General features: G+C 48.9%; 20 protein-coding genes. 12 read left to right on the top strand and 8 right to left on the bottom strand.

The features are described from left to right. Positions 1-81 precede the first annotated feature (81 nt). Together PQG83_RS16885 and PQG83_RS16880 are read left to right on the top strand one after the other, a co-directional pair. Positions 82-888 (top strand): right-handed parallel beta-helix repeat-containing protein, encoded by an 807-nt coding sequence (locus PQG83_RS16885; protein WP_312743551.1) that lies wholly within the window; start codon positions 82-84, stop codon positions 886-888. Positions 889-997: 109 nt separating this feature from the next. After that, positions 998-1,438, top strand: a complete 441-nt coding sequence (locus PQG83_RS16880) for a hypothetical protein (RefSeq protein ID WP_312743549.1) — start codon at positions 998-1,000, stop codon at positions 1,436-1,438. Positions 1,439-1,462: 24 nt separating this feature from the next. On the opposite strand, the gene priA is transcribed toward PQG83_RS16880, so the two are convergent. The 6 genes from priA to PQG83_RS16850 form a co-directional block, all read right to left on the bottom strand. Beyond that, positions 1,463-3,778 carry a replication restart helicase PriA gene (gene priA / locus PQG83_RS16875; RefSeq protein WP_312743546.1) on the bottom strand — a complete coding sequence of 772 codons (2,316 nt, stop codon included), beginning with the start codon at positions 3,776-3,778 and terminating at the stop codon, positions 1,463-1,465. A gap of 623 nt (positions 3,779-4,401) precedes the next feature. Then, positions 4,402-5,790: a sigma-54-dependent transcriptional regulator gene (locus tag PQG83_RS16870; protein WP_312743543.1), complete on the bottom strand. Its 1,389-nt coding sequence runs from the start codon at positions 5,788-5,790 to the stop codon at positions 4,402-4,404. 3 nt (positions 5,791-5,793) lie between these two features. Beyond that, complete coding sequence (locus tag PQG83_RS16865) at positions 5,794-7,719, bottom strand: ATP-binding protein (protein WP_312743540.1); 1,926 nt, start codon at positions 7,717-7,719, stop codon at positions 5,794-5,796. A 368-nt stretch (positions 7,720-8,087) separates the two neighbouring features. Beyond that, positions 8,088-8,231 (bottom strand): hypothetical protein, encoded by a 144-nt coding sequence (locus PQG83_RS16860; RefSeq protein WP_312743538.1) that lies wholly within the window; start codon positions 8,229-8,231, stop codon positions 8,088-8,090. A gap of 304 nt (positions 8,232-8,535) precedes the next feature. Beyond that, positions 8,536-10,356, bottom strand: a complete 1,821-nt coding sequence (locus tag PQG83_RS16855) for a SulP family inorganic anion transporter (protein ID WP_312743535.1) — start codon at positions 10,354-10,356, stop codon at positions 8,536-8,538. Positions 10,357-10,687: 331 nt separating this feature from the next. Then, positions 10,688-11,299, bottom strand: coding sequence for an alginate export family protein (locus tag PQG83_RS16850; RefSeq protein ID WP_376753537.1), 612 nt, complete (start codon positions 11,297-11,299; stop codon positions 10,688-10,690). Positions 11,300-12,282: 983 nt separating this feature from the next. Between PQG83_RS16850 and PQG83_RS16845 the strand changes: the two genes are divergently transcribed. From PQG83_RS16845 to PQG83_RS16820, 6 genes are all read left to right on the top strand, one after another. Further along, a complete protein-coding gene (locus tag PQG83_RS16845; RefSeq protein WP_312743532.1) occupies positions 12,283-13,671 on the top strand; it encodes a sigma-54-dependent transcriptional regulator in 1,389 nt (462 codons plus the stop codon). Between the two features lie 482 nt (positions 13,672-14,153). Then, a complete protein-coding gene (locus tag PQG83_RS16840; RefSeq protein ID WP_312743529.1) occupies positions 14,154-15,005 on the top strand; it encodes an LCIB family protein in 852 nt (283 codons plus the stop codon). Positions 15,006-15,985: 980 nt separating this feature from the next. After that, positions 15,986-16,561 carry a Tll0287-like domain-containing protein gene (locus PQG83_RS16835; protein WP_312743526.1) on the top strand — a complete coding sequence of 192 codons (576 nt, stop codon included), beginning with the start codon at positions 15,986-15,988 and terminating at the stop codon, positions 16,559-16,561. A gap of 176 nt (positions 16,562-16,737) precedes the next feature. Then, complete coding sequence (locus tag PQG83_RS16830; protein ID WP_312743523.1) at positions 16,738-18,441, top strand: SulP family inorganic anion transporter; 1,704 nt, start codon at positions 16,738-16,740, stop codon at positions 18,439-18,441. A 33-nt stretch (positions 18,442-18,474) separates the two neighbouring features. After that, a complete protein-coding gene (locus PQG83_RS16825; RefSeq protein WP_312743520.1) occupies positions 18,475-19,821 on the top strand; it encodes an ArsB/NhaD family transporter in 1,347 nt (448 codons plus the stop codon). Continuing rightward, positions 19,818-20,267 carry a CBS domain-containing protein gene (locus PQG83_RS16820; RefSeq protein WP_312743517.1) on the top strand — a complete coding sequence of 150 codons (450 nt, stop codon included), beginning with the start codon at positions 19,818-19,820 and terminating at the stop codon, positions 20,265-20,267. The genes PQG83_RS16825 and PQG83_RS16820 overlap by 4 nt, the downstream gene beginning before the upstream one ends. A 57-nt stretch (positions 20,268-20,324) precedes the next feature. On the opposite strand, the gene PQG83_RS16815 is transcribed toward PQG83_RS16820, so the two are convergent. After that, positions 20,325-20,786 carry a hypothetical protein gene (locus PQG83_RS16815; protein WP_312743515.1) on the bottom strand — a complete coding sequence of 154 codons (462 nt, stop codon included), beginning with the start codon at positions 20,784-20,786 and terminating at the stop codon, positions 20,325-20,327. 208 nt (positions 20,787-20,994) lie between these two features. On the opposite strand from PQG83_RS16815, the gene PQG83_RS16810 reads away from it, so the two are divergent. Then, entirely contained in the window at positions 20,995-22,008 is a 1,014-nt protein-coding gene (locus PQG83_RS16810) for a M90 family metallopeptidase (protein WP_312743512.1), read from the top strand. 147 nt (positions 22,009-22,155) lie between these two features. After that, complete coding sequence (locus PQG83_RS16805) at positions 22,156-23,019, top strand: universal stress protein (protein WP_312743509.1); 864 nt, start codon at positions 22,156-22,158, stop codon at positions 23,017-23,019. Between the two features lie 22 nt (positions 23,020-23,041). On the opposite strand, the gene PQG83_RS16800 is transcribed toward PQG83_RS16805, so the two are convergent. Further along, positions 23,042-23,455 (bottom strand): macro domain-containing protein, encoded by a 414-nt coding sequence (locus tag PQG83_RS16800; protein WP_312743506.1) that lies wholly within the window; start codon positions 23,453-23,455, stop codon positions 23,042-23,044. 258 nt (positions 23,456-23,713) lie between these two features. Here PQG83_RS16800 and PQG83_RS16795 point away from each other — a divergent pair, with 258 nt between their 5' ends. Further along, complete coding sequence (locus PQG83_RS16795) at positions 23,714-24,538, top strand: class I SAM-dependent methyltransferase (RefSeq protein ID WP_312743503.1); 825 nt, start codon at positions 23,714-23,716, stop codon at positions 24,536-24,538. Between the two features lie 295 nt (positions 24,539-24,833). Next, a complete protein-coding gene (locus PQG83_RS16790; protein WP_312743501.1) occupies positions 24,834-25,337 on the top strand; it encodes a hypothetical protein in 504 nt (167 codons plus the stop codon). Positions 25,338-25,591: the final 254 nt, after the last annotated feature.

Below are 25,591 nucleotides of genomic sequence, written 5' to 3'. Positions count from 1 at the left end.
TGCTTGAGGACGTTCAATACCTTTTCACCGTAGATTTCATGGCCCCAGTTTGACGGAACAATTTTGAAATAGGAGATGGCCTTGTCCACTGAACAATCACCTCTTCACGAACCGCCACCCAATCCTTTCGGGGGAAAAACGTTAATTGTAGATGCGGAGCGCCCAGGTTGCTTCACCCTACCCAGCGAAGCTCTCGCTCACGCGCAACAAGATGATCAAATATTTATTCGACCGGGGGTTTATGAAGATCGGTTGGTAATGACTGAGCGAACCATCCATCTGGTCGGCGCCGGTCGGGACCAGGTCACAATATTCAATCGGCGGAGCGGTCCTTGCTATCTTCAACGAGTTTCCGGCGGACAGATCAGTGGCATCACGTTTCGGTATGTGGGCAGCGACCAACACTCCGCCCTGAATATTTTAGATTCGGTATGCACCATATCTCACTGCAGGGCCACAGAAGGGCTTTTATCCGGAGTCGTTATTTATGGACCGGATTGCCGCCCGACCTTGCTCGACAACGAGATCACTCATAATCGGGAGTCCGGTATTTTTTCGTTTGCCGGAGCTCAACCGTATCTCCGCGAAAATACATGTTTTGGAAATCATCATTTTGGAATGGCCGCACGGGACGAGGGCACTCGACCCGATATGATTAAAAACATCTGTCGGGAAAATATGCTAAGCGGCATTCTGCTCTTTCACCTCGCCAAGGCGCTTATTCTCGAGAATACTTGTGAAGAAAATGCGCATTGGGGAATCGTGCTCACTCCGGATTGTGAAAGCACTCCAAAATCTGATGACCTCCCTCAGTCAAATCATTTGGCACATAACCCTCGCGGAGCCTATACCCTCACCACCGAACCTTTGGCTGATATTGGTCGCTAGATCGAATTCCGGCACGGTTGGTCAGTCACCAAAACCATACAGGATGCTGGGGAACGAGCGTCTATGATAAGGTGGGCAACATTAACAGGACTTTCCAGGACGATTCGAGATGAATGATCATGTGTGGCATCAACTGAACGCTGTGTTGGGTAGCCTCACCGTGACGGTGGGACTCTGGTTATTAGTGGGGGCCTTATCGGTACCTATGGGGATGGCTCTAGCCATCGGATTGGCCCTCTTGTTGGCCTGGAAAAGTCCGTCTATTGGAATTATCTGGGCGATTTCCACACTCCTCTTAGGAGTGGAAAGTTTGGCGTGGCCCATCATGCAAATGGCCGATCTTCAAAAGCTGGGACCAGAACCTCCGCTAGAAGAATTGGAACGGATTTTCACCGCCGTGTTGTTTGGCCTGTTTTCCGGCGTGTTCTGGATGACCTTTGCCTATGGCATTTTCAAACGCACTCGAGAGAAGAACACCTCGACCTCCCCTTCAACCACCCTTCCCAAAACAAAAAACCAGAAGAAACAGTCAAGGAGGCGATCAGGCTAATCCCATGATAAGGCCAAACCCCTGCTATTGAATGTCCATAGGATCCACATTAAATTCAACGACGACAGGATCTTTGGGAAATTCTGCTTCATACTCCCGCTGAAGGCTTTGAAGGCCTCGCTGTGCTTCCGATAAATCAGCCGTTTTCATCAAAAAGATTACACGATTTTTCTTGATCCGTCCTGGTTTCTTGGATGCCATCGGACCCAGAACCATTGGAGTTCCCATGCCCCCTTTTCCCGCCGCTCCTGGAGGCCTTTTTCGTTCAAACTCCTTCAATCGTTGATGGAGAAAGTCCACGACTTTTTGCACGCGTGACGCCTGCTCCCCCGTCACAACCAATAATATTAGGTGGGTAGCCGGGGGATACCCTAAGAGATCACGCAACTCCAGTTCCTGGTCATAAAACATTCGAGGACATTGGTGCGTAATGGCTGTGAGTACATGATGATCAGGAATTCGGGTTTGGAGAATTACCTCTCCGGGCTCCTGTCCCTTCCGGGCCAAACTGAGAGCCTTCGACAACATCTGAAAGGTTCGTTCGGCTGACCGGAATTCAGGAATATGGAGCCCAAAATCAGCTTGAGGAAACCCAATGACCGGCGCCGTAGGTGGCTCTGATTGATGAACTAAAAATTCCGTCCCGATCATTACCCCAATAACCCTCTGCCGGAATTGGCGTAACATCGTATCAGCCGCGTCGGGGGTTTTTACATTCTCCCGATCGAACCGAGCAACCGGAACCGCCGGAAAAAGTCGCCTCACCTCTTCTTCCAGTCGCTGCGTTCCCATGCCGGAAAATCGAAACACCCTGCCCTGACACGTGGGGCAGGTTTCAGGTGTTGGTTGAACTCCCTCACAGTAGGTGCACACCAAACGGGAAGGTCGCTGATAGAGTTTCAAGGCCACTCCGCAGGTGGGACAGCTCGGAGCCTTTCCACAATCCCGGCACACCAGCGCACCGGAAAACCCTTTACGATTGAGAAGTAAAATGACTTGCTCCCCCTCGTCCAAGGACCGCGTGATCCTGGTGATTAAAGCCGGGGACATGATGGTCTCATACGGTAAGGTTCGTAAATCAACCATATTCACATGGGGAATCTGCTGTGAGGAGCGTTCCAATGACTCACAGACCTGCTCTGTGTATCGTCCGAAGAGTTCCAAGGAAGGCGACCTCGAACCATACACGACGAGAGCCTGGTCACATTCTCCCCGCATTCGCGCGACTTCCCGGGCGTGAAAATACGGAAGGTGCTCATCTTTGTAGGACGGATCCTCCTCCTGATTGATCCAAACGAGCCCCAAATTTGGAACTGGCAGAAATAGTGCTGATCGAGTCCCCACCACGACCTGCACGTCGCCCTGTCGAATTCGTTCCCATCGAGCAGCACGAACCATTGTCGAGAGGTGGCCATGGTAGACCTCAACCTGAAAATTGCCAACACGTCGTACCTGTTCGCCAAGGATTTCGGCTTGTTGAACTTCTGGGGCAAGGATGAGGACGCGACGGTCTTTATTCAAAATGGTCTCAATCATCGTGAACAACAGATCCTGTCGAACTAATTCCGATCCTACAACAGGCACCTCCTGAAAACCGCCGGTTTGGACGGCAGAGAACAAGTGTTTCCATATCCGGTTGTCTTTAAAGCTGGATGCCGAACTTTGAAGAGATTCCGGGAGTTCACCTGATTCTTCAGGAGGATCAAATAGCCCTCGGGAAACTGAATGCATGGGGTTTCGTCCAACTCTGATTCCACGAACCGGACTTTGAACCTTGGACCCTGAAGGCAGGGTCGTCTGTTCAGTAATCCATCCCTTCTTTTTCGCACGAGTTAATATATTTGAACCATTTTTTATCGTTCGCATAAGAGACGAACGGAGTAATCCCCTGGGAGCCTGTTCTAACTTGCGAAGCATCAACTGGACGTCAGATGCCAGCGAGCGGTCCAATAAGGCCTGGCGGCCGTCGTCCGTTAGGGATATTCGCTTTACTACTGGTATCGAATGGGGGGGGACAATTAACCGCAAGCAGGCGGCGAGAGGAGCCAGATAATAACCCGAAATTTTTTCGACCAGCCGAAGAAGGTTGTGTTCTAAAGGACGGTTCCCGGCATCTGCCTCCAACGAAAGAATGGCACGTAACGATTTTTTACGGAGCTTCGTCTGCTGGGAATAAGAGTTTTGAGCTTCAAAGAGGGTAACGACCACTCCAGAGACGACAGTAGAACCTAAAGGGACCACCACGGGACTTCCCACATACAACAGGGAAAGCAGATGGGGAGGAACTTGATAGGTAAAAACCTGGAACCGTCTGGCCGGCAGGACAACGTCAGCAAGCATGAGTGATTACGGATTCCATGAGCATACAATTCTATCAGCGAGTTGTTCTGCCTACAACGCTATTCCACCTCAACCTCAGATCAACAAATATATTTGGAGCCACAAGCAGGTCAGTCTTGAGTCTAGAAATTTCCAACCGACCTGCATGCTCATCCTCAAAATCACGGCCTACCATGCGAAATAGAAGAAAACCAGGTTATCATGCTCCATCCCTGAAGCTTCCAGCATTCCCATTTGATACGGCATCTTGACGATTTCGATGAAAACAGGAAAGATTGAAACGACCGGCTGAAATCCTTTCCAGCCGGTTAGGAAAGAATCGGTCGGTTCACAGGCTTTCGCCCCTACAACACACCGAAAGAGAAATAACCACCGAAGCCATGCTATCGGAGGAGGAGGAGGAGGAGGATAGCAAGATGGGAGGCTTGGAAACACTGGGAATCTTGGCTCTGTTGATTGGAATCATTGGCATCGTTGTTCTTGTAAAAAGTCGAAAAAAATCTCAAAAATGACCGGACAATTCCCCCTGGTCACCTCAAGGCATCAATCTGTTCCTTTGTTCTGAAGAGACGAACATAAAAACACCGTCATTTGGCGGTAATTTCAGGCACCAACAGATAGGATCAAGACTCGGGGATTTTTTTGAGACGGCGGTCCAAAGCGAAGCGAGTAATACCAAGATATTTGGCAGCGAGACTTTTATTATAATCAGATAACCGCATGACTTCTTCAATCAAATCGCTTTCAATGCCAGCAAGGGATTGCTCTCCGAGAATCATTTCCATGCGCACCACCTTTTGATCCCCTCGAGTGACCGCATTGACTGAGGAACGGGCCTCTTCATGGACTTCACGAGGCAGATCCCCTTCCGTCAAACTTTTTCCACGACAAAAAATAGCCGCACGCTCCATAATATTTTCCAGTTCACGAATATTTCCCGGATAGGGATAGCGCTCCAACAGCCGTTGGGCCTCCGGCTCTATAGCCGAAACCTCTTTACCAAGATCACTGCTTTGTCGAATCAACGTCGCAAGAGCCAGAGGGATAATATCTTCTATCCGATTTCGTAATGGTGGGAGATTCAATGACACCACATTCAGCCGAAAAAACAAGTCCTCCCGGAACCTGCCTTGCGCCACATCTTTGCGCAGATCCCGATTGGTGGCCGCAATCAGGCGAAAATCCACCTCAATATCCTCTTGTCCACCCAACCGTTTAAACGAACGCTCCTGTAACACTCGAAGCAATTTCGCCTGCATGGAAGGATTGAGGTCTCCAATCTCATCTAAAAAAAGCGTCCCGCCTTCTGCCTGCTCACAGAGACCGGGTTTGCGCTGATTCGCACCCGTGAAGGCCCCACGCTCATAGCCAAATAATTCACTTTCAAATAATTCCTGAGGAATGGCTGTGCAATTCACCCCCACAAAGGGACCTTTGTCCCGGGGCCCGTTATGATGAAGGACTCGAGCGACAAATTCTTTCCCTGTTCCCGTTTCTCCAAACAGGAGAACCGTCGTTTTTAAATTCTTTGCCATTTCCTGAATTTGCCCAATCAATTCCTTCATACTGGGACTATTGGCAATCAAACTGTTGAAGGCATATCGACCAGGCCTATCCTGCGTTTCAAAATCGATACGGCGCCGTAGGGATAGATAGTCAAGCGCACGATCGATCACAGGTTCCACACTGGAGAAATCGACACTTTTAATCAGAAAATCATAAGCCCCGAGTTTGATGGCTTCCACTGCATCTTCCACCGTGCCATAGGCTGTGAGGAGAATGACAAGGGACTGTTGAGATTTCGCACGAATATGCTTGAGAGTCTCCAGTCCGCTTAACCCGGCCATTTTCAAATCTAAAAGAATGAGATCTGGCGCATCATGATCAAGGGCTTCCAATAAGGCCTCTCCCGAAGCAAAGCTTCGCACATGATGGTGTCGTTTTGCGATCCGTCGGCTGATGGCTTGCCGAACCACATCATCATCATCCGTCACAAAAATGTTCGCGCGCATGGGTTACACCGTGGGAAGTTGGGGTTGGCAAACGCAAGGCAGCCACCATGTCATGGTGGTCCCAATACCTGACTGACTTTCCGCATGGATCTCGCCTCCATGGGCTTCAATAATATTTCGACAAATAGGCAGCCCCAGTCCAGTTCCACGATGCTTGCCGGTGGTAAAAAACGGCTCAAAAATCCTCGGGAGAGCACTTGGACTGATTCCTTTTCCATTATCTTGGACTGTAATACGCAACCCCGGTATTCGTTCAATGGTTTCCTCTTCAACGGACAGACGAAGGCATCCGCCCTCCGACATCGCCTCAACGGCATTTTGGATCACATTTAGCAACACTTGCTTCAGTTGATCTCGATCAGCTTGGATGGAATGCAGTTTGGCAGGCGGATGAAAATCGATCTGAATGTCCATTTGTTTGATGGGTTCATTGAGCACCTGCAAAGACTCCTGTATCAGATCTTGCAATTGAAAGGTTACCGGGAGCAAGTCTCTTGGTCGCGCAAAGTCAACAATTTGGTTCACAATGCGATCCAGTCGTCGGGTTTCCTTGAGAATGGTTACAAGGTCTTCATGCCGCGAATCACCATCAGGAAAATCTTCCATCAGCAATGTCGTGGTTGACCCAATACCCACCAGCGGGTTTCGAATCTCATGGGCAATACCTGCAGCCATTTGTCCCAATGTGGCCAAGCGGTCAGACCGGTTCAATTGTGCACGCATATACTCTAAAGCCGTGATATCCACATTGAATCCCTGGTATACCATGGTCTGCCCACCGTGATCTTGAATTGGAACCGCGCGACATAAGACCTTGCGCACAGCTCCGTCTGGATGCAGGAAGCGAAGGACCCGCTCAAAGGGCTCACTTTGGTGGACGGCATCTTGAAAAGTTTCGCGCACTCCCTCCCGATCGTCCGGATGAATCGCTTCCCACATATGTTCAGGATCCAACACCTCATCGGGATTCCTCCCGGCCAGGACCCAATTCTGCCGGTTGCTAAAAATCAGATGATCTTTTTTTGCCGTGAATATTCCGATGGGCGCATAATCCACAATCCCTCGATATTTGGCCTCAGAAGAAGTTAAATCCTGGTTCAGCGTTCGGAGTTCCTGTTCGGATTGTTCAATACGCCGGATATGATTCCGGATTTGGGTGCCCATTGTCTGCATGACTTTCGTCAATTCGCCAATTTCATCGCCCCGTTGGAAAACTGGAATATTCGGAATATTCCCTCCGGAAACATTTTCCACCGCCTTGACCAAGGTCGTTAATGGTCCTGTAATGGACCGCGCAATGAGATGAAGAGGCACCAGCAACAAAATCAACGCCAACGACCCTCCCCACACGACCACCCCCATCAGGGCCGCCCGGTCTGCGGCACTACTCCCAAGGGCGTGTTGCAATTGCGTGACTTCTCGCCGGTCAAATCGAGCCATTTCTTCACGGATGGCAAGCATGAGGATACGCCCTGTTTCACTCTCGACATAGTCCGTGGCCTCCTGCGGAAAACCCGCCTTGACCCGTTCAATCAGCCGATCTTTGTCATTCATCAATTGTTCGACCATTCCCTGAACAGTTTCGATTACCTGTCGCTGTTCCTCAACAGACTTGACCATCTGTCTCAATGAATTCCCGAGTAACAACACTCGTTGCCTGGCTGCCAAATAGGGCTGCAAAAAGGGAGCCTTTTGAGTCAGAATAAATCCGCGAAATCCGGTTTCGAGATCCACAACTAAGCGCATATATTCAGCCGACGCGCTTTGCACCAGATACACATCATTCAGGCGATCTTCATCCAGAGAAAAAGTCTGAACGCTTCTATAGGTCACCAGGCTCAAAATCAAGACGGCCAAAACCGGGACTCCGGAGACTAAAAGTAGCTTTCTGGCAATCGGAAGATTTAAAAATAATTTATTGAGAGACATAGCGAATTCTCCGAAATTCTCTTACAATCCCATCAAACCCTTCGCTGACAGGCCTGACACAGCCCGATCTTGACGCCACTATACCCCAATAGCTGGCCTAATCTCATTATGGAAGGTCCCCCAACTTAGGATCATTCCTCTACTTAGAGTCTATTTCTTGAACAGGTTGACCCGGTGGTCCGCTCCCAACTCAGGGGGAAAGATTCCATGGTCAGATGAGGGGAGCCTGTGACCACGGGCGGAAATACATGGCCGGCAAAATCGCATTGTGAAATCCGGGAGCCGGCAAGCATGAGGAAGAGGTAAGAGGTAGACGCACCCGAGACTTACATGTAAAAGGGTGAACCAACCATGGATGCGGGAATCCCTTAAGCTGAATGGAGGGCTGCAACAGCCGCCACATAATGCGTCAAGACCCCTTGTGCATAGTACGTTTCCGTTTCTGGTTGCAACAACACATACCCAGCCAGGTGTCCCCCGAGAATCATGGTAACCATATAGGGAAGAGCCATACACACCATCCGACCATACGAAAAGGCCTATAGATCGTGGTGACAAAGACGTTGTCGCTGATCGCCGAAAGAAGGCATCGGCCATAAAAAACATGCCGATTTGGTATCCACCATCCCTGGACAGAACCTATTGGATAATGTCTTAAAAAAGTTGTTGCTCCTGGGCACCACCACAACCGAAAAAACACTACAAGGAGGGCCGTAAAGGGGAGAGCCTTTTAAAACGCCTCCTCAACTGATGCTCCTCAATAATGCCATTCAAGGCCGTCACTCCCATGACTCGCAAGCGGGCAAAACGACCATGCTATCCTCCCGTCAAAACCGGTTCATTGTGGGCGTGTAGCCTAATCTCCACGGCCTTCTTTTCCACGATCTGCATAGCGGTATCCAAAGCCTCATTAAAATGTGTGCAGATATAGTCTTCCTTCAGTCTGGAAAGCTCATTTAAATCGGCAAGAATTTGTCGGGTTCTAGGGGACATGCCAGCGGTTAACACCGCTACCCCGCGACTGTTGGCAGCTTCAATTAAATCACCTAACGCATAAGCACCTGACAAATCCAATTCATCCAACCATTTGCAACGAATGATAAGCACATCTTTGCTGTCAAGATGTTCCACCGTCTCGTTCAGCCAATCGATCGCACCGAAAAATAATGGACCGTGAGGACGAACGATGAGAATCCGGTCTCGAACGATATGCTCAAAACGACCGCTCAGCTCTCCTATATTGGCCCCATCCTGGCTTATTTTTCTGGCATAATCCCTGGCGAAGGAAAAAATGAGATCTTCTTCTTCCTGTTTTACATCTTCATCCCGCTGAGTGAGATCGGCTTTATAGCGATCAGACTGGTCTTTTACAAAACGGAAAAACGCCACTGCAAGTCCCATCGCCATGGCCGACAGAAGATTCCAAAACACCGTCATGAAAACCACCAGACCAAATACCATTAAATCAGAGGTGGGCAATCTCCGAACCACCGGCAGAACTCGCATATCCAGAATGTCATAGCCGGCCTTGAGGAGAATACCGGCCAAGGCGGAAAGAGGAATGGATGCGGCCAATGAACCCAGTCCGAAAATGAACGAAAGCAGGACAAGGCCCATGGTTATGGACGACAAGCGGGTACGAGCCCCACTCTGGATATTCACAACACATGGCATGGTATTCGTGGCTCCCCCCAGCCCTCCGACCAATCCTGAAAAGAGATTGGCTGATCCTTGGGCAACCAATTCACGGTCACTATTGTGATGTGTGCCGGTCATATTATCGACGATGAGACAGGTCAGAAGACTATCGAATATACATAACCCCGCCAGAGCCGCAGCCGGGACGAAGGCTTTTTCTAGAATGTTAAGATCGGGAAGATACAGCTCGGGTAAGCCAGTGGGAATATCTCCAATTTTAGGGATGTCTAGCCCGAGGGCAACCGTAGTTACCGTACCGGCTAATAATCCGATCAATGGACCGGGCAGCCAGGTCACAGGAGAAATTTTTGGCCAAACGATGACAATGAGTAAGGTCAACAAGCCGATTCCCAAGGCCACAGGCGAGGCATGGACCAAACTGGAGGGCAATTCGGTAATGGCGGAGGTAATACTTTTGACGCCGGGAAGCCCTAAAAATGGGTTGAGTTGCAACAGCATGTACAACACACCCAAACCCGTCATAAATCCGGAGATGACTGAATAGGGTGTGAACTTGATAAATTGTCCGAGCTTCAACAGTCCCAACACAATCAATATAAAACCGGCTAAGGCGATGGTCGTAAATACGAAAATCAGATCGGGGCTCCCATCGGCTAATTTATTGGTCTGAGTCATTGAAAGGATTTGAATGGTTATGGGTCCGGTCGGCCCACCAACCGACCACGCTGATCCGCTTAAGGGGCCCGCAATAAGACCGGCCGCCACTGCCGACCACATGCCCGCAATCGCCCCGAGCCCGGAAGCCACACCGAAGGCCAAGGCCATGGGAAGCACCACCATCGCCACAGTGATCCCTGCCAACACATCCCCTCTCACATTGCTGGCAAGCCCTTTAAAATTATCTTTAAAATTGAAATCCTTAAGATATACACGAATACCCGCAGTCAGGTGCTCCATGGTTAACTTTCTCCGACTCATCGTCTATCTCGTCATCGCCTAAACAAAAAGGCAAAAATATGCCATTGAAATTTACGACAAGCTTCATGCGCAACTTACATGCCAATAATCGAATAGTTAGCAATCATAGAAATTTCTTTGATTTTTTCTTTATAATTCTAACAATATCTGTGCCCTGATCCCCTCCCAGTTCAAGACACGTTTTTCTCGCGAAGGCCTCCTGTGCGAATTCGTACGGTGTGAACTGTGCGAAATAACTCCCGATACGACATGAACAAGAGAAGAGGACATTTCCCTTATAGGAAGGATGAAGGGAGTGGCAGGTGAAAACCTATCAGACCTAATTGAGAAATCAGAAAGTCAATGTCGCCATGGTATAGACATAATTGACATCGGCGGTGCCAGGACTTTGTGGCACTCGATCGAAATAGGAGCCTTTGAAAAAACGCGTATATCCCACCTCGAACGTTGTATGTCGGAAATAACCGGCCTGAGGGGCCCACGTTATGGAGTTATCCAACATATTGCCAAGGAAAGTGCCCGCTCGACCGGTCGGGTCCTGCAGATCGCTACCCACAAAAGGGCCGCGACCATCTGCCAGCCAGAAGGTACGATAAGATACCATCAACCTGACCGTGGAGATCGGTTGGAGAGTCGAGCGAAACCCAAGAGGTGAAAAAATATTGGATGGAAAGATGATTCCCAAAATTCCGGTTGGTCCATATTCTGCTCGGCGTTTGGCGAACAAGAAATCAAAATTCTTTTTCGGAATCCTGTCTCCGGAGGAGTAGTCGAACAGATAGACAAATCGTAAGGGCCATTGAGTCGCAAAACTATAGCCCACCTCACCGTGATGTCGATGTGCAAAGTGATTCGTTTGATCGACCTCTCCAACCTGGTACATCGATTCTATTTCGTAATCGAATTGTTCTTTTGCAGGCTTGGAAAAGACTCGAAATCCCATAGTGGAAAGATTACGCTTTGAAGATTACTCCCCTCATTCAACTGAAAAATATATAACTCCCCATTAGCCCAGGGGACATGGCGGCTGAAAATCGCCGCACCGGAAAAGTAGCTAATGGGGCTAGTCCAATCCGGGCTAACTGTATGACGTTGGACCGGTTGCGTGACAAAGGCCCGGAGACCCCAATCAGAGCGTTTATCTCCTCCAAGGGTTAATTGCACACCATCATAGGATGCGTCCCTGCCGCCTTAACCGTCAGTGATGCAGTTGATTTCGATGATTGATTTTCAAAATTTGTCTTACCTTCCTTTCAAATTTCCCCCGGCTTCTGCCTTCATGCACAGTAACCAAAACCTTAAAAAATGGCGCCATTTCACATATAACCCCCTGTGCATCCTCGCACGCGGGCTGATTGTTTTCGGCAATAAGGCGCAAACTTTATGATACGGACATGACTGATAATTGTGTGAAACCAACGAATATTTTTGGTGAGGTTCAACTGTTGAACACCAAAATGCCAGAGGCGCCCTATGGGTATAGTCTTTGCGTTATAGATTGTAAAGAGGACGGGACAATGAACACATTCACGAAAGCATGGCTGTGTATTGTTATTCCCGTGTGGGCGATCGGCATCTACCTAGCCAAAACGTACAACTACATGGAAATGGTTGAACCTCTACGCTCTGCGTGGGAGCCATGGTGAGTGCGGCAATGACAGAGGACATACGACATCCAAAAGCATGGCCTCTCCATTCATGGTTCTTGAGGGCGAAATCTTCCGAAAGTCAGTCCTGACAGTTTTCCAATATCCCTTGGATTCAGGACGATGGCTGGGGCTCTCTTTTCAATGAATCCAAAAGACTCATACAAAAAAAATCACCGTATCCAGAACTGCTCTGCGGTTGAAATCGATGACCAAAGATGGGAAAGTACAATGAAATGGCGGTACAACTTCTTTATTGATCTCCTGAACAAGGACTGGTATGCGTGCAACAATTTATGTGACCGACGATGATCAAAACGTGTGTTCTGCGTTAAGTCGCCGGTTGGTGAAAAAAGGGCATCTCGTAAGAAGTTTCCATTCAGGACCCGCACTCATTGAGGCTTTGGAACATGAACTCCCGGATTTGCTGTTCCTGGATCTTAAAATGCCGGAGATGGATGGACTCGAAACTTTACGCCAAATTCGACAAAAGATCCCGAAAACCCTGATTGTCATGTTGACTGCTTATGGAAGCGTGGAAGATGCGGTGGAGGCGATGCGGGTCGGAGCTTATGATTTTTTGATAAAATCCATTGATTTCTCAACGGTTGAACCAGCCTTACATCGAGCCATCACCTTCCTGGAGCTAAGGCGTCGAATTGAGTTCTCTGCTTCTGAGAAACAACGGCAATATTCCTGGGAACATGTGATCGCCAGGAGTCCAGCCATGACCACGGTCATTGAACAACTCAAATTTTTCGACGCCCAGGACGTCCCCTTCGTGTTTCTTCAAGGGGAGGTTGGGACGGGGAAAGAATTCTTGGCACGCATTCTTCATTATAATAGTCACAAACAGCTCGGCCCGTTTGTCACCGTCAGTTGCAACGAACAGAGGGGATCACTCCTTGAACCTCAAATATTTGGATATGAACGTGGGGCATTTAGTGGTGCCAGCCAAAGCATGCCGGGAGCCTTTGAACATTCCGATGGGGGAACCCTATTTGTTGATGAGATTGAACATCTACCAATTCCTATTCAGGGAGCATTGGCCGAGGCCATTCGCACACGTGCATTTTGTCGCATGGGAGGATTTGACCGACTCCCCATCAACAACCGACTTGTGGTGACCAGTTCGATTCCACTGGATCAAACGGGCCACCAGGAAATATTTCATCCAGAGTTACGTTCGCTACTCGAAAAACAGCAACTCTTCATTCCTCCCCTCCGGGAACGGAAAGAAGATATCATCCCTTTGGTGATCAAAACCATTCACGCCTATGGTGAAGAGATCGGCCGTCCAAAACTCGACATTGATTCTTCGGTACCTCCGCTATTGGACACGTACCAATTCCCGGGAAATATTCGAGAATTAGAGGCTATGATTCGCAGGGCGGTGTTGTGCTCGCAAGGACCTGTTTTGACTTCTCTAGACTTTTATTCTCAACATCCTGGCAGCGGAGAAGGTCTCCCTCCAAATACTGGACGGGTGCTCTTTGAAATCGGCCAACACAGTCTACAGGATATCCAGGTCATGGTGATTGATGAAGTCTTGAGATTCACCAAGCAGGACAAAGAACAGGCGGCTGGCTATCTTCACATTTCTACACGGACACTGGATGAACATATTCAATTACGGAAAAACTTCTCACACGAGACAGAGAGATCGTGAGGAAGCAGGCGGTAGTTCCTCCATTCATTCGCCTTTCTCTTTTGGCACATTCTTCTTTTATTTGATACGAGGTAAGATTCCTCCATACTCACTGAGTTCAAAGGCAGGCCTCCAAGCCTTTAACAGGCAGTTGTCATGGCCCCACCGATTATTTAAACACATTCGCCATAACTTTCCTTCCTAATCAACATCCTAAAAGCTCTCCGCTGAATAGCGGCGTAAAAGTTTCTAAACAGTGAAGCTTCCTTTCCAGACGCCGCCGAATCTTCTGCCTGGGAAAGATTCTTTACCAGTTCAATAGGGCTATGCATCGCTCCAACTATTGTCCTTTGCTGAACCCGAATAATTATTGTTCAAGAAATTTTCAGCACAGTTCACATGGTGCGGTCCCGCACCCATTCCCTACCCCTGGGTTGTCGAAGGAAAAACAAATATCAATAACCCCAGTAAATCCTTGTGTTTTGCAGAGAAAAGCAGATCCCATGGCTGGCACTTCTTTTGCGATGACCTATTCCTTATTGGGAATCTATCCATCCGAAAACCCATCGAATAAGGAAAATGCACCCATGACGACTCTGTCAGCACCCGTTTCTCCTTCAACAAAAAATCCTCCAGGATCCCTCGATTTCAAGAAAACCTTGGAACAGAATTTTCCAGGTGCCTACCCCTCCGATGCCTTCGTGGAATATTCCCAATTCCGGTTACACCCTTTCGGCATGAATCAGAAGAACTCAATCGCCTGCGTGAGCGTGTGTCGGGACGAGATAGCCACCCCATTCATGAACAGACCCCATAATGCCTGGAATGGAGCATTTAACTTTTCAGGTCTGGCAGGAATGTTGTTTCTGGGAGTTACGGGATTTCAAGCCGTCCATCATCATGCACCCAATATTGATGGCAGAGAAAGGTATGTATATTTTGCCTTTCCCCATATCGCCATCGATGAACATGGCACTTTCGGAAATTGTCGCCGCACAGGGCGCCAGACCTTGGCCCAAGCTTGTGGCGCATTGATTAAGATTCTCCAAAACCCTTCTCGAGGAGGAGCCAGCCTCCACCTAAACCCAGACGACGTGGAGCAGAGCCTCCTAACACATCGCCTGTTTAGAAAATTTGGATTCGGAGAAATTCCCGATTTGGTCACTTTGACCAAAGCAACCCAACATATCATCAGAGAAGATATTGAACGGATGATCCAACTAACCGTCGATCCCAACAAAACCGATTATGCGGTATTTACCGGTGTGCAAATTCACGGTCCAACCCATAAAGACTGGATTTGGATTGAAACTTCTTATGTTTTCGTTGATGGGAAAAGAAACTCATTACTTTAAAAATTCAAATTCTTTCTACTAAATCAAATTATTGTTGGGCAACGCTATTACTCATTGGATAATTGAGTGAAGCCGGAAACCTTTCACAACACTTCAATGAACAAAAAAAAAGATCTTGCCGATTTCAGGGATTTACCCTGATTGGGCCAATCCTTCTGGCGATTTCATCAAGACTTAACCGGCCAGATTCCTAATGTAAATGAAATCCTGGACTCTATAGGCAATGGTGAAATTTATAGGTTCAGGGAACTAGCCCTTGGACATCCAAGCCTTCATATCTTCACACCTGGCATATCCTATTCCTGGCTACCTCAAGTATGGTGAAATTTTGAAAGTCCTCGGTGATTTCTCAAAAGGTTACATGTTCTTAACCGCAGCGGCTTTCCATTCTACCCATCCGTGTTTGGAGTTCTCCCATCTATTCCATTACCTCCAAATTAGAGCGATATCGCACAGTCCTTACTTAATAAATCCGCTCGTTTTCATGGATAGAAATGAATGCACTTTTCTTTTTGATATATAAGATAATGAAATATTTAATGAATTTATTAATCATCCCAATAAACCCCTTTGGCATTTGCCTTGCTTCTTTAGTAGTCATACGAGATAAAAAAAGTATTTGGAGAATGATAAAAATGGAAGGCTTTACTCTTATTTTACTTATTACATGGGCCGTACTTTCGAGGTTCTAACATGGAACATGTCCCTCTCATCGCAATTTTGACAATCATAGTCATTGCATTGATGAATCGATTGGGTTTGGATTAATTTCCGTATCCCTTTGGTTTTTCCTAATTCTGTTAGTTGCTGCTCAAGGTCTGCTCTTCGCCCCTCATCTGATTGCTCTAGACACAATTTAAAGTTTTAAAAAGTATGAGGTCTTGTTGATCTCCTGCTATAGTTTTGTATAACTCCCACTCAAGCAAAGAATGAACTTGTGCAAGAAAAATGGCATGTAGGCTCACAAGTTAGGTAAATTTATGACCCGTCAGTTCTTTTTCATACTCCTTTTCTCCATTCTCATTTCCTTGGGTATTGGTGTGGGTATCGGAGGACGACTTGTACCACAGGAAGGCATGCCTATTCGTGTGGTTGCAAACTATTTACATGCCGTTCTCCAAGCAGACCGGACCTTTTACACCCAACATGTCGTGGAACGGATGGAAGACATGCTCATTGTGACCGCAACGGAAAATTGGCGGGAAGAACGGACGTTGCCTTTGCCCGCACAATTTTTCAAAGAAGCCTCCCGTGGATTACAGGTTGCCGGCAAACCGTTTCGATACCGGTTGATGGGTCTTTGGCCTTTGAATCCAGAAAATGCGCCTCACAATGACCGTGAACGTAAAGCCCTGGAACAAGTTGTGAAATATGGAGAAGTGACTGAACAAGAAATCCAGATAGACAACCAGTCTTATTATCAAGCTATCTTTCCTGATCGAGCGGTGAGCCGAGCCTGTGTCAACTGCCATAATGCCCACAAAAAAAGCCCCAAACGGGACTTTAAATTAAATGATGTCATGGGAGGACTGGAAATTTTAATTCCCCTTAACTAACCTTCACTGCATCAAAATTTATAACCCTTTTTCGGTCACCTCCTTTTCCCCAATCTTATTTATTTTTTCTCGTTACCCTTTTAAAAACCTTTTTCGCTTCCCACTTGACGAAGAACGGTGTGATAGAGTGAAATCCTCGCCCAGTTTGTCTTCATTTTTATCCTAGGATATGCCCTATGGGGCTTGTTCACGGGTTACATTTCAACAACCTTCGCGGTGATATCTACGGAGGGATGGTTGCCGCTGTCGTGGCCCTACCGTTGGCGCTCGCTTTTGGCGTCGCTTCTGGCCTAGGAGCCATTGCCGGTTTATACGGGGCCATCTTCGTCGGATTTTTTGCTGCGCTTTTTGGAGGTACCCCCGCTCAGGTTTCCGGCCCCACCGGCCCCATGACTGTGGTGATGGCTGGAATCGTCACAATTTTCGCAGGCAATCCTGGTTTGGCCCTGATGGCCGTGATTCTTGGCGGTGCCTTTCAAATTCTGTTGGGAATTTCCAGGGTGGGACAGTACATCGCGTTGGTCCCGTATCCAGTGGTCTCCGGGTTCATGAGCGGCATCGGCTGCATCATTCTCATTTTGCAATTAGGCCCCCTGGTTGGCCATGCTTCCAGCCCCGAGGGTGTAGTCACGACACTCAAGTCAATTCCGGGATTTTATGGAAATCCGGTGTGGGATGCCGCCCTTGCCGGAGTCCTGGTTTTGGTCATTATGTATTTGACTCCCGGCAGGATTGCGAAGGTGGCTCCTCCTTCTTTATTGGCCCTACTCGTGGTTACCCCACTCGCCTATGCTTTTCTTCCTGATGCTCCTACCATCGGAGAGGTTCCACGGGGATTCCCCGCCCCTCTCATGCCAACCTTCACCTGGGACACCTTGCAAATCGTACTGGAATCAGCTGCCATCCTGGCTGTATTGGGAGCGATCGATAGCCTGTTAACCAGCCTGGTCTGCGATAACATGACCCGGACCCAACATGACCCGGACCGTGAGCTTATCGGCCAGGGCATAGGGAACATGGTCGCCGGGCTATTTGGAGGTCTCCCAGGTGCCGGAGCCACCATGCGGTCGGTAGCCAATATCCGAACCGGAGGACGGACACCGATCTCCGGCGTATTTCACTCCATAATTTTATTGGCAGTTCTTTTGGGACTTGGTCCTTTGGCCGAAAAAATTCCCTTAGCCGTTCTCGGGGGGATTTTGTTCAAAGTTGGCATTGATATTATTGACTGGCGGTTCTTACGACACATCCTGCAAGCCCCCCGTATCGATGTCGTCATCATGACAGTGGTGTTACTGACCACCGTTCTCGTGGATCTCATTACCGCCGTGGCGGTGGGAATGGTCTTTGCCAGTCTGTTCTTTGTCAAACGCATGGCGGATTTAGAGCTGGCTAATCTCCACATCGTGACGAATCCAACTCCCAGCACCCCTCTTTTACCGGAAGAAGCCATCATTCTGGAACAAGCCAACGGGAAAATTCTCTTGATTCATGTGGATGGCCCCATGAGCTTTGGATCGGCCAAAACCATGGTCCGCCGCTTGGAAACGGTCCCGGGCTTTAATACGTTTTCTAGCGTTGTTTTGGATTTATCCAAAGTCCCGGCCATTGACGGGACAGCGGCGTTGGCGGTGGAAGATATGTTGAATATCGTCAAGGCCCACCACCAACATCTCTTCTTCGTTGGCATGCAGCCTCACGTGACCAAGGCATTGGATGGCTTGGGAGTGCTGGTGCAGATTCGGCCCGGCCATCGCTTTGCCAGCCGTTTGGAGGCCCTGCAGAAAGCCTCCTTGGTAGAAGGAGCCTCCTCTCAGGACCCATCACGACCTTCGGCACCAAACAAAAATCTTCCTGCGACTCCCTCTGAACAGGCCTGATTTTTGGACCTTAAAAATTAGGTTACTAGAAAGATGCACGAAACACCTATTCAAACCATCTTTGGTCTCTCGCCACTTTGGGTGGCTACCTCAATTTTAATATTGACCTATGCGGTCATTATCTCTGAACGGTTTAATCGCGCAATTGTAGCGCTTCTTGGAGCCGCTACCGTTATTGGAACAGGAGTCCTCACACAAGACCAAGCGATTCAAGGCATTGACTTCAATACCATCGGCCTACTCACCGGCATGATGATCCTGGTCGGAATTACCAAAGAATGCGGCATCTTTCAATTTCTCGCGATCAAAGCCGCGAAGGCAGCCAAGGGCAGTCCGTGGGGCATCCTGGTTATGCTTTCAATTGTGACCGCAGTGCTCTCGGCATTTTTAGATAATGTCACTACGGTGCTGTTGGTCGCACCGGTTACCCTGCTCATTGCTGACGAGCTGAAAATCAATCCGTATCCTCTGCTCTTCGCAGAGATTAATGCCTCGAATACAGGGGGCACCGCTACGCTAATTGGTGATCCCCCCAACATTATGATTGGCTCTGCCACCAGTTTGACATTTAATGATTTTGTGATTCACCTGGCTCCCGTCGCCATTGTGGCCTTTTGTGCCACACTCATCCCTCTTTGGTTTATGTTTGGAAAAGCCATGTTCGCATCACCGGAAGCTCGAGCCCGCATTATGGCTTTTAACGAATATGAGGCCATTCGGGATGTTGGTCTATTGAAACACTGTCTCCTGGTCTTTAGCCTGGTTATTCTCGGATTTATCTTAGCCCATACAATTGGCATGGAACCCGCCACCATTGCACTGGGTGGCGCCGCCCTGCTCCTGTTACTGGTCACATTTTCCTTAGACAACGAACAGGCAGGGCATAAAGTTCATGCATTATTCGGGCAGGTGGAGTGGATTACCATTTTCTTTTTCTGCGGCTTGTTCATTATCGTCACCGGTGTGGAACATACCGGCCTTTTACAGTCCATTGCCGATTGGACCTTAAGTCTCACCGCAGGAAATTTCATGATTACGACCCTGACCATTCTTTGGGTTTCGGCTATTCTTTCCGCTATTGTGGATAATATACCCTTTGTGGCCACCATGATTCCCATGATCAAAAGCATGCTCCCGGTCTTTCAGCAGACCGGGATTCCACTTGAACAGGCCGAAACCCTCTGGTGGGCATTATCGTTGGGTGCGTGCTTAGGAGGAAATGGGACACTGGTGGGAGCCTCCGCCAATTTGATTGTGGCGGGGATCGCGGAACGCAATGGCGTGCCATTTCGATTTCTGCCATTTTTGAAAATGGCATTTCCACTCATGATCTTACAAATACTGATCAGCACCCTTTACATTTGGATGAGGTATTTATGAAGGCTCAGGACATCATGATCCGCCAGCCACATACCATCCTTCCACAATGTACGATCGGGGAAGCCCTTCGCCAAATGGCGGATCTGCGCCACCAAGACTTACCGGTCGTGGATGAGAAAAAGATGTTACTGGGAACACTGAATTTCTGGCAGATTCTTGAACGGGCCATGCCTTCCTACATTTCTCAAGGGGATCTTCCCGATGTTCGTTTTGCTCCGGACCTTGCCCAGTTCCACGAACGGCTTGGAGAACTTAAACCCAACCCGGTCACGCAGGTGATGAACCCCCATCCTCCATGTGCCCGACCGAATGATTCCGTACTGGCCTGCGCAGCCTTGATCATGAAAAATCCGAAAACGATTTATTTACTGCCCGTGGTGGAAGGAGATCGTCAACTGGTGGGAATTATTTCTGCCTGGGACATCATTAAGGAAATCGCGGGGTAGAAGACAAGGCAGGACATGGCTGCATCATCTTTTGTTCAACTCCTGACTCCTTCCGGTTCAGGGACCCGTATTAAACGATTCCGTATATACCTCCACTTGATCGATCACCCACCTGCCCTCAGGATTCTTCAGCAGGACATACAATTCATCCTGCGGCTGATCACCCATCAGCGTGATAATGTGAGCATGGACAATCACGTGGGCTTCTTTTCCCATAATCTTCTCATGGGCTATCTTGGCACGCACATATTTCAACTGGAGGTCCCGAAGATACGGACCTCGGATGGCAATCCATTCTTCTTTGGATACACCTTCTCTAAAGGCCGTTGTCGTCAGCTCAGCGGCCCGTTCCATATTACCCGGGTAGACTTCAACCCACTGCTCCACCACCTGGCGAGGTGTGGAAAAAGATGGCTCTTGAGACCTCGCTATCCCGCCACCGACCACCCACACGGCAATCGCTAGGCAGGTCCCTGCCCCCCACCAGACAACCCCACGCCCTTTGCCTTTTGACTTCATGGTAGAGTCCCCCTTATCTGGCACATTCCGGATTCCTGAAAGAATCCTTGGCCATATCAATGTACTAAAATGGGTAGGGCCCAGGGAAAAAATGAAATGCTGGGCCAGGCTTGCAAGGTCATTTCATTGCCCCTCACAGATCCTTTTGTTGGCATCGAGAGTGCCACGAAAATTGGTAACGTCAAGAAAAATTTAGGGCTTACTCGACATGGCACGATTGACAAACAAGCCTGGAATCCATCAGAGGAAAAAACCTCACCCCCAGGAACATCTCACCCGTGTTCTCGCCATCATCTTTACCGGAATTGTGTGTTTCCTCATTTTCGCCATCCTTTGGCCGAATCAACCGTCTTCATCCGACATCGTCATACGGGTTTTTGGCATCGCGCTGGGCGGGGCCTGGTTGTACCGCTTCCTGACTCGTCATATTCGGCACCGGGCGATGATTCGTCAAGCCCCGTTTCCTACTCAATGGGAAAAAATTCTCGCACAGCATGTCCCATTCTATCAGGCGCTTTCTCTCCGCGACCAAAACCGTTTTCGAGAAGAAATCCATATTTTTCTTCGTGAAAAGCGAATCACCGGCATTAATACGTCGGTTGATGACACCGTCCGGGTATTGGTTGCAGCAAGTGCCATCATTCCCATATTTGGATTTCCAGGCTGGGAATGGGAACATATCAGGGAAATCCTGATTTATCCGACCTCCTTCGATGAGGGGTATCAAATGGGATCAGCGCAAGAGCACCCTATTTCAGGCATGGTTGGAACCGGGGCAATGAACCGCATGATGATTTTGTCCAAACCGGATTTATTACAAGGATTTCTCCAACCCTCACACGGACATAATGTGGGTATCCATGAGTTTACCCATTTATTGGATAAATCGGATGGCACCGTAGACGGGGTTCCTGAGATTGCCTTGCCCGGCCCGGCCATTAGACCCTGGCTCAACCTGGTTCAGAATGAAATGAACAAAATCCGAAAGGGGCATTCGGACATCAATCCCTATGGGCTTACGAACGAGGCGGAATTTTTCGCAGTGGTCTCGGAATATTTTTTTGAAGCGCCGGTGAAGATGGAACAGAAACATCCCGCACTCTATGCAATGTTGAAACAGATCTTTCGCCAGGATCCCCAATCACGAATTACGGGGGCCCTCAAGACCATGCTCCGCCCGAAACAGGCTTCCCCAAAACATGGAAGCTCAACAACTCTTTGAGCCTTTTCGTGAGATCTCGACTTGAATACCTGATTCAAAATAAACACCATGCAGCGCTGACCAATGACCCCAGCCCCAGACACAGACCGTCTAAGAAGGCAAGGCCATGCAGGATCACTAAAAAAAATGAAAAAGGAGAAATGAACAATGCGAGTACTCCTGGCCACTGATGGATCGGAACAATCCTCCCACGCCACCAAGGCTGTCATGAGTTTAACCTCAGTCAGCACCTTGACCGTTCTGCACGTTATTGATCTCCCTCGTTTAACCTTTTCTATGCTCGGACCTGAAATTGCCTATGATCTGTCCAAAGTCGCAGAAGAAGCACTCCGCAAAGACGGTGAGCAGGCTTTAACACGCAGCAAGGCTCTCCTCTCAGACGGGGTGAAATCGCTGGAAACCCGATTGGAAGAAGGCTCACCGGCCGAGCTCATTTTAGCGGTGGCCCAGGAAGAACATTCTGATCTTATTCTGATGGGCGCTCGTGGAAGAGGACAGGTCGAGGAACTTTTTTTGGGGAGTGTTTCGCAACGGGTTCTGACCCACGCAGTATGTCCAGTCCTGATCATCAACGGGCCATTAACGGACATCAAGAAAATTCTGATTGCCATCCAAAGCCCCGCTGATGTTGAAAAGGTGCACCAGTTTTTAACAAAACACCCCTTTCAACCACAGACAGCGATCACGCTCTTGTCGGTGGTACCGCTTCCACGTTCCCTCTTTCGAGGCGGCGTCTCTGCACCGGAGGACAAAATCGAACAGGCTTTAGAGAGCACCGAAGCCTTCCTTGAGCAGGCCGTCAGTCAACTCAAGGGCTGCTACGATTCAGTCAAGGGATATGTGGGATTAGGAGCCCCGGCGAATACGATATTGGAACAGGCTTCAATCACGGAACCAGATCTCCTGGTGATGGGAATGCACCATCCTTCAACGATCACTCGATTTGTGTTGGGCACCGTGTCCCATACCGTGCTCCACCAGGCCACGCGATCCATTCTCGTGATTCGGTAAACAGGACGGGCTGCGTTCGACATTAGCGTTCTTTGGCTTTTACTCCTGGATGATAGGTGGAATAGACATACACGGGAATGGGTACATCTCCAAGATGCTTTTCAATTAATGATTTCACACCCTTCCAATCCAATCCCCCCACTCCGGTCGCAAGCCGTGGGTACACCACACTACTGAACTTTTCAGATTCAATTGTTTTCCGAAGTGCTTTCAAACAATGATTGATATTTTCAACCGGTGCTTTTCGGGATTGGCCCCATGACTCGGTGGAGCTTCCTGTGTTAAGAGAATGGTAATCCGCACGTTCCCGGCCCCGCCCAACTCCATTACTCGCCGGACTTCGGGGTGGAAACCTGGCAATAATGACGTAAGTCTTTGTACATCGCGGGCCACCGCTCCGGTAAGGCGAGCGCCAATCCATTCGCGAAATTGTCATTGGGAGCTACACCCCATGGGCGACAGCCACGGCCTCACTTGAAAAAAAATGTCACCTTCCACTTCATAAACATGCGCTTCCCTCCTTGTCACATATCATAATCCCTTTGTCTGGTAAAAGGAGAATAACCATTGACAAGGCCCTCAGGCCATTTTTGAAGACCATTCACCCATGATCATTTAAGACCACTCCCATCCCTACCGAAATACATAAAGAGCAATCGAGACATCAGCCCCTCTTCAACAAGTCCTTCCAGAGATGAGAAATGCGGAACACAACTCCGGTTGGCTTAATAGCCAACGACCAAAAGGGATATCCCTGACCGACCGGCTCCGATCAGGCTATCACCGATTTTGGTACGAAGCCTCGCAAGCTTTCCGATGGTCTCGGGGACCGTTCCGCGAACCCTCCAAGGGGCCACTGACCAATCTTACACCGATCCAACAACACAGAATTGAAGAACTGGCGAAGTCATATCGCTCGCGTTTCGAAACATCGCTTACTCCCGAAACTGCTCTTCTGAATTATTCCTATCTGGACATACTGGATCGTGCCAGACATGCTCTTGGTTGGCCTGTTCTTCTCAATCAACGGGTTTGTGATCTCGGGAGTGCCAATTTCGCTTATGCTGCGGCCCTACACACATTCTTCCAGCCAAAGCGCCTGACAGGCGTCGAGGTAGATGGGCATCGTCTGTATTGTAACGGGCGAAGCCGCATCGATTATGCCCGCGGGCACATTCAAGATTTGTCGCAAACCGAGTATGTAATTGCCGACTTTCGCCGGTTCACCAGGCAGGCCGATATTATTACGGCCTGGTATCCATTCGTCACTCCCAAACCCTTACTGGCCTGGCGATTACCGCTTAGCTTATTCAATCCGAGCGCGGTATTCGCCCAAGTCGCCAATAATCTCGTCATTGGTGGAACCTTCGTCATGATTAATCATAGTGCCGCCGAGGCAGAGGTGGCGCGAGGCATCGCGGAAGACGTCGGCCTCGTCTGCGCCGGATACTATCTTCACCAAGCTCCCCTCCGTCCAGGAACAGCAGACCCGGTGTTAACCATCTGGCAGCATGGATAATGGGAATGACGGGTTGGCGATTGTTTGTCACAGGGAACGACTTCCGACTCGATCTCGCGATTTTCAATCTCTTGTTGCCCTTCAAGACAAAATTGCCAAGTCTCCGCTAAGACTCCCAACAGAAACTATCATACTGTCCTCCACTCATTTATAATGCCGCAAATTTGTTTGGCGCTTAAGGCCGGATCTCGGAAGGGCACTTCGATTCTCACGTTCGACCACTTGGAGAATATCCTTGCAGAACGGAAAGAAAAGAAACCGCAGCCTCCAACATCCACAATCGAGGATTTGGGCCTTGTCCCTTCTCCTAATTGTCGCGACATTCTATGTAGACCTTCACATACCCTTGGGAGTTGCCTGTGCCATCCCGTATATCTTAGCCGTCTTGATCGGGTCTTTTCTGCATCCCGCATGGGCTATGCCCGCAATAGTCCTTATCTGTTCTATCTTGACCATTGTCGGGATTTTTTATTCACCCGAACCCTTGGTTGTCCCAATTTGGAAAGTTTTCACGAATCGTGGATTAGCGCTTTTTTCAATGTGGATCATTGCCATACTGTTGTATCATCGCAATGCGCTCATTGCCCGAAGAGAAGAATCCCTCGCACGAATCCAATTGCTCGAAGGCCTTTTACCTATCTGCGCGGATTGCAAAAAAATTCGTGATGAGAGGGAGACCTGGCACCAACTGGAAACCTATTTTACCGCTCACTCCAATATGACCTTTACCCATGGCATTTGCCCGGAATGTGAGAAACAAGCCATGGCGAAGTTTAAACGCGAACAATTCGTTCAATAATGTTTCAAATCTTGTTGGGAAAGAAGATGGGAACAGGACAGGACAAAGAAATGTCCTGCGCGGCGGTCCGAGGAACCCTTCGACACTCACCCCTGCCAAAGCCGTTTAAGGATTCGCTAAGTGGGAGGAACAAGAACACAGACCCGAGATAGGAAGAGGGGCGAAAACGTTCTCAGCAATTTGAAACCTTTCCGATCCAATTAAGCCAATTGCTGATGAGAGGAGATGCTGATTGACACAACCTTTATAATTGG

Origin of the sequence: Candidatus Nitrospira neomarina (assembly GCF_032051675.1) — a bacterium.
GTDB classification, from domain to species: Bacteria; Nitrospirota; Nitrospiria; order Nitrospirales; family UBA8639; genus Nitrospira_E; species Nitrospira_E neomarina.
The sequence above is the reverse complement of the archived record's forward strand: the minus strand, read 5'-3'. Positions and strand labels throughout refer to the sequence as shown.